Origin of the sequence: Nocardia jiangxiensis NBRC 101359 (genome assembly GCF_000308615.1) — a bacterium.
Classification (GTDB): domain Bacteria; phylum Actinomycetota; class Actinomycetes; order Mycobacteriales; family Mycobacteriaceae; genus Nocardia; species Nocardia jiangxiensis.
Genome location: NZ_BAGB01000134.1, coordinates 1 through 8,060, shown reverse-complemented (window position 1 = coordinate 8,060; position 8,060 = coordinate 1). Strand labels below are relative to the sequence as shown.

Annotated in this window: 5 protein-coding genes, 1 tRNA gene and 1 pseudogene; 2 read left to right on the top strand and 5 right to left on the bottom strand. The window is 63.1% G+C overall.

Annotated elements, in window-relative coordinates; genetic code table 11:
* The 4 genes from ON40_RS34700 to ON40_RS34690 all read right to left on the bottom strand — a co-directional run.
* On the bottom strand, nt 1–3,408 hold a 3,408-nt coding region (locus ON40_RS34700), incomplete at its 3' end, for a WXG100-like domain-containing protein (protein ID WP_040829495.1).
* Between the two features lie 327 nt (nt 3,409–3,735).
* The gene (locus tag ON40_RS50390) at nt 3,736–4,272 is read right to left on the bottom strand and encodes a hypothetical protein (protein WP_245568125.1); all 537 of its coding nucleotides are present in this window, start codon (nt 4,270–4,272) and stop codon (nt 3,736–3,738) included.
* Between the two features lie 103 nt (nt 4,273–4,375).
* Nucleotides 4,376–4,747, bottom strand: a complete 372-nt coding sequence (locus tag ON40_RS34695) for a DUF6188 family protein (protein ID WP_157186590.1) — start codon at nt 4,745–4,747, stop codon at nt 4,376–4,378.
* Between the two features lie 2 nt (nt 4,748–4,749).
* Nucleotides 4,750–5,826, bottom strand: coding sequence for a WXG100-like domain-containing protein (locus ON40_RS34690; protein WP_051194014.1), 1,077 nt, complete (start codon nt 5,824–5,826; stop codon nt 4,750–4,752).
* 560 nt (nt 5,827–6,386) lie between these two features.
* Between ON40_RS34690 and ON40_RS34685 the strand changes: the two genes are divergently transcribed.
* Both ON40_RS34685 and ON40_RS34680 read left to right on the top strand, forming a co-directional pair.
* A tRNA-Gly gene (locus ON40_RS34685) sits at nt 6,387–6,457 on the top strand.
* 590 nt (nt 6,458–7,047) lie between these two features.
* Entirely contained in the window at nt 7,048–7,269 is a 222-nt protein-coding gene (locus tag ON40_RS34680) for a hypothetical protein (RefSeq protein ID WP_157186589.1), read from the top strand.
* Nucleotides 7,270–7,599: 330 nt separating this feature from the next.
* Here ON40_RS34680 and ON40_RS34675 read toward each other — a convergent pair.
* Nucleotides 7,600–8,060, bottom strand: a pseudogene (locus ON40_RS34675) (helix-turn-helix domain-containing protein); the annotation flags it as partial.

Here is an 8,060-nt window from a genome sequence, read left to right as displayed (position 1 = left end):
ATTCAGCTCATTGAGCGCGGCATCCTTCTCGAGCTCCGACCCGTTCTTGATCCGGTCGTTCAATTCGGCGTCGCCGAGTTTGGTCAACGGACCCGATTTCTCCGACGGCTTTCCGGGACCGGCCTGCAGTTCGTAGTACTCCTGCCGAGCATCCGCGGCTGCTTTGGCTGCCCGCACCCGTTCGGTGGCGACCGCTTCGAAGGTTTCCGCACGGCCGATCCGCCCGGACAAGAACGCATCCCAGCGCGCGGACCCCGCCTCCCGCGACGCGGTGACAAGTTTGTCCAACGCGTCCTCGACCGTCCGCAAGTGCTCGGCCGCAGCCTGCTCGTAGGCGGCCCGAGCCCCGGATTCCTCCTCACCCCGGGCGGTTTCGAGATTCTTACGCGCATCCTCGACATGTTTTCCCGACTCGGCGATCCGATCGGTCTGCTCCTGACGCAACCGCGCCGCACGGCTCTCGGAATCGGCAATATCTTTGCGCACCTGAACAATCGGATCCTCCGGCGCGTGATCCGGGCGGGGCTCGACCCGCGCCGCGATGACCGTCGTGCCGTTGTCGTGACCGACGCCGGTGATCCGATAGGTGGTGTCGCGGGCCAGCAACAAATGGTGCGTATCCAGGTGATCGCCGCCCACGTAGACACCGCGTGTGCCACGCGGAATCTCCAACTGCATACGGTAGGAACCGCCTGTGGACGAAGCAGGTTCATCACGCAACGGCAGCTGCAGGTAGCCCGGTTCGTGCTGAACAGTGTCGACCAGATCCCGAATGTTCCGGCCCGTGAACGGATTGCCATTCCTGTCGACCAGGACGCCCGGGTCGGTGAGGGCTCGATCGATGCGAATCGTTTGCGGCAGCGGCAATTCGTGCCCGGTCGCCTTGTCCAGCAGGTCGATATTGCGCTGAACGTCGCCCGGCTCGAACGACCGATTCAGGTTCTGGCGGAAGTAATCGGACCAGATGCGATACAACGCGGCGCGATTGCGGAGTTGATTCCACCGTTCTTCGGGGTTCTCGTGGGACAGGATGTCCTCGATGGCCCGCATCTCGCGTTCCTGATCCGGTGTGCGGTTCTTGTTGTCCCGCAACGTATCCCGACGATCACGCAACGAATCAGCGGGTACTTCGCGCAGGGCGGCGACATCCGGGGCGAGGCGATCTTTGCCGGTGAGCAGGCTCGCGGTCTCGTGGTCGGCGCCGAATTCGGCGTGCCGGTCGACGATTTCGTCGGGCGGGATATTGCGGAGCAGGTCGTTGACGGTGGCGATGTCGCGGTTGCCGTCCAACGCCTCCCGCTCGTCGATCGGCAGGCTGTCCCGGGTGTTCAGCCGGTCGGCAGCGAAATCGCCTGCATGAGCAGTGGATTCGAAGCTGCGCACTTCGTCCGGCTTCGCCCCGATTTGCTGCGGATCGCGCAGCGGGGAGCGGATCTCGTCCGTCGGCGGGGCGAGCGGCGATTCGGTCGAGCGGAAGGCGTCGCCCTCGCGCGAGATCGACGGCGGCGCGGCGCGGCGATTCATCGGCACGGAGTGATCCGATTCGGTCGGCATCGACCGAATCCGCGGTTGCTCCGAAACAGGCGGTGTGGCAGTCGCTTTCGCTGCAGGCTCCGTCTTGGATCCCGCGGCGATCCGGGTCACCGAGCGCGATCCGTCGTCGAGGGAGGACAGGCTCGGGCGTGAGGAGGCCGCCGTCCGCGTCGTGGTCGAATCGGCGGACATCGATCGGGACAGATCCTGCGGCCGGTTCCGGACCGGGATATCAGCCTTGGGGATGCGCGAGGAGCCGCCCGTCGGATCCTGCGGCGCGAGCGGGGTGGACCGGTTCGCGTTCTGCTCGGCGGAGGCGCTGGCGCGGGTCGGGTCGAACCGGGTATCGGACTCGTCGGGAACTTCCTCGACGGTCGTGCGGTATCGCTTGCTACCCAGATCATCTGTGGGCGTGACGGTTCGGTCCTGTGTGGACCGGATCTCCGATTCGTCGGGGACCTCTTCCACGGTCGCCTGATACCGCTTGCGATCCAGACCCGCCGCGGGCGCCTTCGGCAGCGCAGTGGACTCGGCGTCCGCCTGCGGCCCGTTGCCCCGACGGAACGGGTTCGTGGTGCTGGCCTGCACATTCGAATCCCCGACACGCGACTCGTTACCCTGCCGGAACGGATTATTGTTCACTCCACGCGGGATCTGTGCTGCCGCCGGATTCGTTTCGTCAGCAGTGCTGCGCGCATTCTGCGTCTGCGTGTTGCGAGATTGGCCGTTCGGGGAGTTGCCTTCCCGCGAGGGCGTCGGCTGCGGCGAATTGTCCCGAGTCTTCTCCCCGCCCAGGTTGTTCGCGAAATTCGAGCTGTCGTTCGAGGCGCTCTTGGTGTCGGTGCCACCGGATTTGCCGCTGTACGTCGATGACCCGTCACCGTACGGCGGCGGCTTGTCCTCAGCGGTGTAGGCGGGCAGCACCTCGTCCCCGCCCACAGGTCCAGCGGTGAACTTGGCTTGGAAATGTCCCAGCACGCCGTGTACGCCACCGACCAGACCACCACCCACACCACCCAGCAGCGCCGCCGGATCGAACTCCCAATTCCCCGTCAACGCCCCATAGGTCACGATGCCCGTACCCGCACCCACCACACCCGCGGGAATACCGGACCCCACCGCCACCAAACCGGCCTTCCACCAGTTCATCCCACCGTTCTTGGCAACCCAACCCCCCAAATACTTGCCACCGAAATGACCGATCGGCGTAGCCACACCACCGGACACCGCACCCACAGCCCCGGTGATGAACATCTGCTTGACGTTGAAACCCTTACTATGCCCCTCACTCAACTCGATCCCCTGCGCCAGCGCATCGGTCCCCAACCCGATCGCACCCTGCTTCAACACCTGAATCGCGGTCAACTTCCACAACGGCGTCGCCGCCAACCGCGACGCCCGCGCAGCCAACGCCCCCGCCAACCGCGACGCGATCAACCGCATGATCCCCGCACCCTCGGCCTCGATCAACGGCACCGCCCACGCCCCCCACAACGTGGCCAGCGCATACGCGATCTCCGCGGCCATCACCGCCAAAGTGATGATGATCTGCAACTTCGCATACTCGGTCTGCTGCCCACAATCGAACACCGAATCCGCCAGCTGCTCGAGCCCCTCCACAATCTTCTCCACCGAGGAATCCCCCGAGAAGAACTGCTCGAACTGCGACTTCATCTGATCCGCACCACTACCGCTGTAGTTACCCGTCGCGGTATCACACGCGGCACGCAACGGAGCGATGACCGCGTTCAGCGCATTCGCCGCATCGGTCCAGTCCTGACTCAACGCGAACAGGGCATCCTCATCCCCCTTCGGCCACGAGGATCCCGCCAGATACGACAACCACTGCAGCCCGGCAGGCATCTCGATACTCATCGCTCACGCCCCCAATGCCGAACCATCAGCATTTCAGCGATCGACGACGAAAAACGAACCCTGCACCCCCGTGACGCGAGCATGCGGAAACGCCACCCCGCGAAGACCTACCAGATCAACGCCCGTTCGTCCGCAATTCACTTCGAATTCTCCTGCTGCTCACCATGATCCGAGGTCAGCGACAACCCGCCCACCTGGTCATCCAAGGACCGTACCCCGACTCCGACCCCGGCTCCACCCGGAACCCGCCGCCCTCCAGACCATGTCGACGCTCCGGCGGTTTGACAAACACCGAGGAACTGGCCCAAGACAGACGTACGGACGTCCTCAGTTCGAAACGGTGATCCCAATGGGCCTACGCGCACAAAGTGGCGAACCACGCTGATCTTTTCCAGCCCTGTGCTGTAATTCAGGGACTGTCGGTCCATCCGCCGTAGAGGTTGCGGCGTTCGAAGTACTCGTCGGCGGCGGCCTGGATGTCGTTCTCGGTGAGCTGTGTCTGGTGGGAGGCGGTGCTGATTCGGGTGCGTGTGTTTGTTCGAGTTGGTTGCGGATGCGTGGGTCGGCCTCGTCGATGGCGCGGTTGGTTTTTGCTTTGGCGTCCGCGCGGGCCTTGCGGTGGCATTCGAGTAGCGCGACGGTGAGCTGGTTGCTGGACCATCGCATCGCGCCCGGGGCGATCTGAAAATTTGTGATGTCGCCGCGGGCGTCAACTTCGATCTGAACCCCGTTGACCTCGCCGCGGCCCCGGACTGCGGCCGCCTTTGCTGCGACTTGTTCGCCATGATGATGGATCTCGGCGACGCGACGCCGGAGTTGTTGCTCCCATTCGTCGAGATTCACCACTGAAAAAAGCCCTCTCATGATTACGATATCGCTAAGAACGCACAACTCGCCTGGCGGGCGGTGCCGTATTCGATGTCAATAATTCTGACGAGAAGAATTTGACGGATCACTCCGTAGCGGGTCATTCCGGTGACCACGTGGCGAGCTCACCGCCTGGCATGCACACCACGCGGTAGCCTTTTGGTCCCACTATCGTCCATGATTCGTAGTCTTCGTCTGTTGTCACGGTGGCCCGGTTTCCGGATTCCAGAAGGATGGTCAGCTCACCTGCCGAGCCGGTGAACGCGGAGGCAATCTTTCCGCTGAAGAAGGTGTTCAAGTCCAGATCGAAGTGGTCTTCTTCGTCGAACGCCACCCTTCGCTTGTCGCCACTGGGTGTTTCGAACTCGACTGGCGCTTCGGCCTGGATCTCGAATCCGTTGTCGTTTCCCAGCACAAGAGCGTATTCAGTGGATTCCACTGACAGGCTCTGGCCCGCGATCGGAATCTCCATATTCACCATCCTTGCGGTTTCGGGTACGTACCATCGGGGTTGATCGGAATATGAGTAGCAGGCTTCGACCCCGGCTTCCCGTTCAGGTCTACGGGCTGACCATTCTTATTATAGTAGCGTATATATCCGTTCGGGTACTTTTCCGTTGGATCCATAATTCGCATACTATCAGCGTTTTTGATTGCTCCGGGCTTCTGCCAAACGACACCTTTACCATTATCAGCGGTCCGCGGAACCCAGTCCTCCGGAACTTCGGGCGGTCGTTTGAAAGTGGGCCCTGTCTTCAGCAGCTTGGTCTTTGCTTCTTCGACCCATTTGCGGACACGTTCGAGGAGTGGTTTCAGTCGTTCGACCAACGGTTTGACGGCGTCGGTCACCAGCTTTGCCACTTTGGTGGCGAGTTCTCCGATGATGGTGGCGATACGCCGGGCCTTCATCGCGACCCTCCCGGCCAGGGCGGAGTTGCCGACCCATTCGGATAAGGAGCCGGTGAACGGGGTGAGGATGGCGGCGCCGACTTCCCAGGCGGCGGCTTCGAGGAGAAATTCTTGGAGTTCGTCGAGGATCTTGCGGTGGGCTTCGTCGAGGTGATTGGCGTATTCGCCGCAGGCGTCGCCGAGTGACTGGCAGGCATCGGCGAGGGCGTTGAAGTCGGTCTTGCGTTGGTTGCAGGTGTCGACGCTGGTCTGGATCTCCGGGGACTGCTGATTGTTCAGCAGGTCGACCGCTGGCGAGACGTTGCCCGCGAGGGTGCGGAAGTCCGCGGATGCGGTGTGCCAGGCGTCTTTCGCGGCATCGAGTTGGTCTTGATGCCCGTCGGGCCATGCGGCACCGACCGCGTCCTCGAGGATCGACCACCCGAACGGTTCGGGTATTCCGTTTCCGGCGGCTGAGGAGAGGTTCTCCGCCAGGCAGGGATCGACGGTGAGTTGCGGTTGCGTCGGTGTCGGCAGGTTTCGATGATCGGCGGCTGCCTCGGCGACCTCGTGATTGTGGGCGCCGATGACGAGCAGGTCGCGGGTTCGACCACAGGCGGTGGTGAGCTTCGCCGAGGTCGAGATAGCCAGCTGCGCAGCCACATGTCCGCCCAGCCGGATTATCACGTGTCCGCTAGCACGTGGTTCCCGGCGAAACGGGGCCACCATGCACGTAGCGCCGCCCGGGGCTACTTCACCAGCAACCCTGCCAGCGGCTCTACGTAGCCGCCCTATCCGCCGAGAAACCCACGCCCGTCCCGAGGCGACCGTCAACTTCCGAGACCATCAGCGCCATGGAGGGGTGCCACCTCCGCTGGCCCACCCCGCAACGACACACGAAACCGACTGCGCCCCAGCCAAATTCTGAATGCTGTCAACCCATGCCCCATCGACAGACCGGTCCCCCACGGCGACCGGCCACTGGACTTGCCATCCGATCGCTGACAGCAGTCACAGGTCGCGTGAATAAGTACACCCCTGACTTCGAAAACATCATGCGATCTGGGACTCAGGTGAAATCGGGGGAACTGCGCGACCCGGCACACTTGGGCAAGTCGACAGCCGACATCCACCTCGTCCGACCAGCCACCTCTTCTACCTGGGAAGTTGGGCATCCGCCGAGCCCGTCTGCTATCTTCTCAGCGGGTCCGATAGGGCCGAATGCCGGTGTAGTTTAGTGGTAGAACATCAGCTTCCCAAGCTGAGAGTGCGGGTTCGATTCCCGTCACCGGCTCTCTGTTCACTCTCCCGACATCCGTGCAGCTGATCAGGGCTATGCAGCGTGATTCCCGTTGGCTCCGCAACCTGACCGGCCCCTGCCGCGCATCTCGCCGTGCCACACATGTGCCATTACCGACTGCCACGGCCGTCTCGGTATTTCTGTGCCGTCCGGGACAGGTCATCGGCGATACGCCGTTCAGCGGCATCGGTGGCGTGCTGGTAGATCAAGGCCGCACGCATACCGTCGTGCCTCATCCGTGCCACTGGGCTTTCGCTCGTGCCGCACGTGCAGTGCGTACAACTGCTGAATTTCGCTATACAGACTCGAGGGCGGCGCGGTCTGGCGGCCGCCGCCGCCACGCTACGGACTCGCCTTCACTGCGCACGCTCCGTTCCAGCGGCCCGGCGCGTCGGTGACCACCCTCCAGGCCGCGCTGCCCACATCCCGAATCGCGCACTACTGCAACGACATGGCGCGGGTCCGGGCGCGAAACCCGTAACAGACCGACCTCCATCACCCGCAACAAGCTCAATGTCGCCGTCCCAGAGATGATCCCGGACACGTACAACGGCGTAGCCCCATTCCGGAACGACATCGCACACATGCTGGAAATCCAGTCGATTGACGGCGAGCCTCCGAACCGCGTCATACGCATCGTCCGCTATGCCGACTACACAACATCCGAATACTGGCACCGTCAGAACAAGCGCGTCGTCGAGATCACCGAGTCGGAGCTACGAGCGTGGACAGACGACTTGCCGGACCGGAATCAATGGCGCAAACCACAGTCGCGCGACATCATTCAAGGCAATCGCGATACCTGACTTGCCTCAGAAGGCGCAGCTCCCCCAGGGCGGGCCCCACCTTCCTCATTGCCCGACTGTCTCGCTCCGGTCTCGCTGGTGCCTGGAAACGCGCTCGTGCTCAGGAACTTCAAGACGTCATCGACGTAAGACGAGGGCGCCCGCGCTCTGCCACTGAGTGAAGGCAGGCGCAGCGAGAGGGCGTCCTCCGGAAGGGCACGAAAAGCAGCCTCAGACAGTTCGATTCCTACCCGAACGCGCAGTACATCAGCAGCTTACGTGTGGAATTCTTGACGCCCGGCGCTCACAAGGGCTGCCGGGCTACGACGGTTCGCAACAGCGGGCTGGGGATCAGACCGTCACTCCGAGTCGCGTAGCGAGCGAACGAGATTCACGCGCTATCAGCCTGCCGCCGTGGATCACCAACTCGGATGTGAGATTTCGCGAGAGAGGGTGACAACGCATCGATTCCTCGGATATCGACGTAGCCGTCCGCAGCGCACCCAGAGCGCCGGTCCAGTCCTTCTGCTGCTCATAGGCTCTCGACAATTCGAGCCACAAGCGTGCACGCCGGTCGACGCTGGGTACCGAGTCCGGATCGACGACACTGGCTGCCTCGAGCGCACCGCCGGACTTGCGCAGCTCGACCTGCACACTCACCGCGGTGATCTCGGTATTCGGCAGTCCGAACAGCGTCCACGGATGCGCGACCCCAGTCGGCAACGCGCGGGCCATATCCAACGCCTGATCGATCGACCTCAGTGCGTCACCTTCACGACCGAGCCGCCCCGCGGTGATCGCGCTGTGCAGGT

Coding starts and splice junctions, on each gene's coding strand:
- ON40_RS50390 (WP_245568125.1), bottom strand. CDS start 4,272: ATGAGAGGGCTTTTTTCAGTGGTGAATCTCGACGAATGGGAGCAACAA.
- ON40_RS34695 (WP_157186590.1), bottom strand. CDS start 4,747: ATGGAGATTCCGATCGCGGGCCAGAGCCTGTCAGTGGAATCCACTGAA.
- ON40_RS34680 (WP_157186589.1), top strand. CDS start 7,048: ATGCTGGAAATCCAGTCGATTGACGGCGAGCCTCCGAACCGCGTCATA.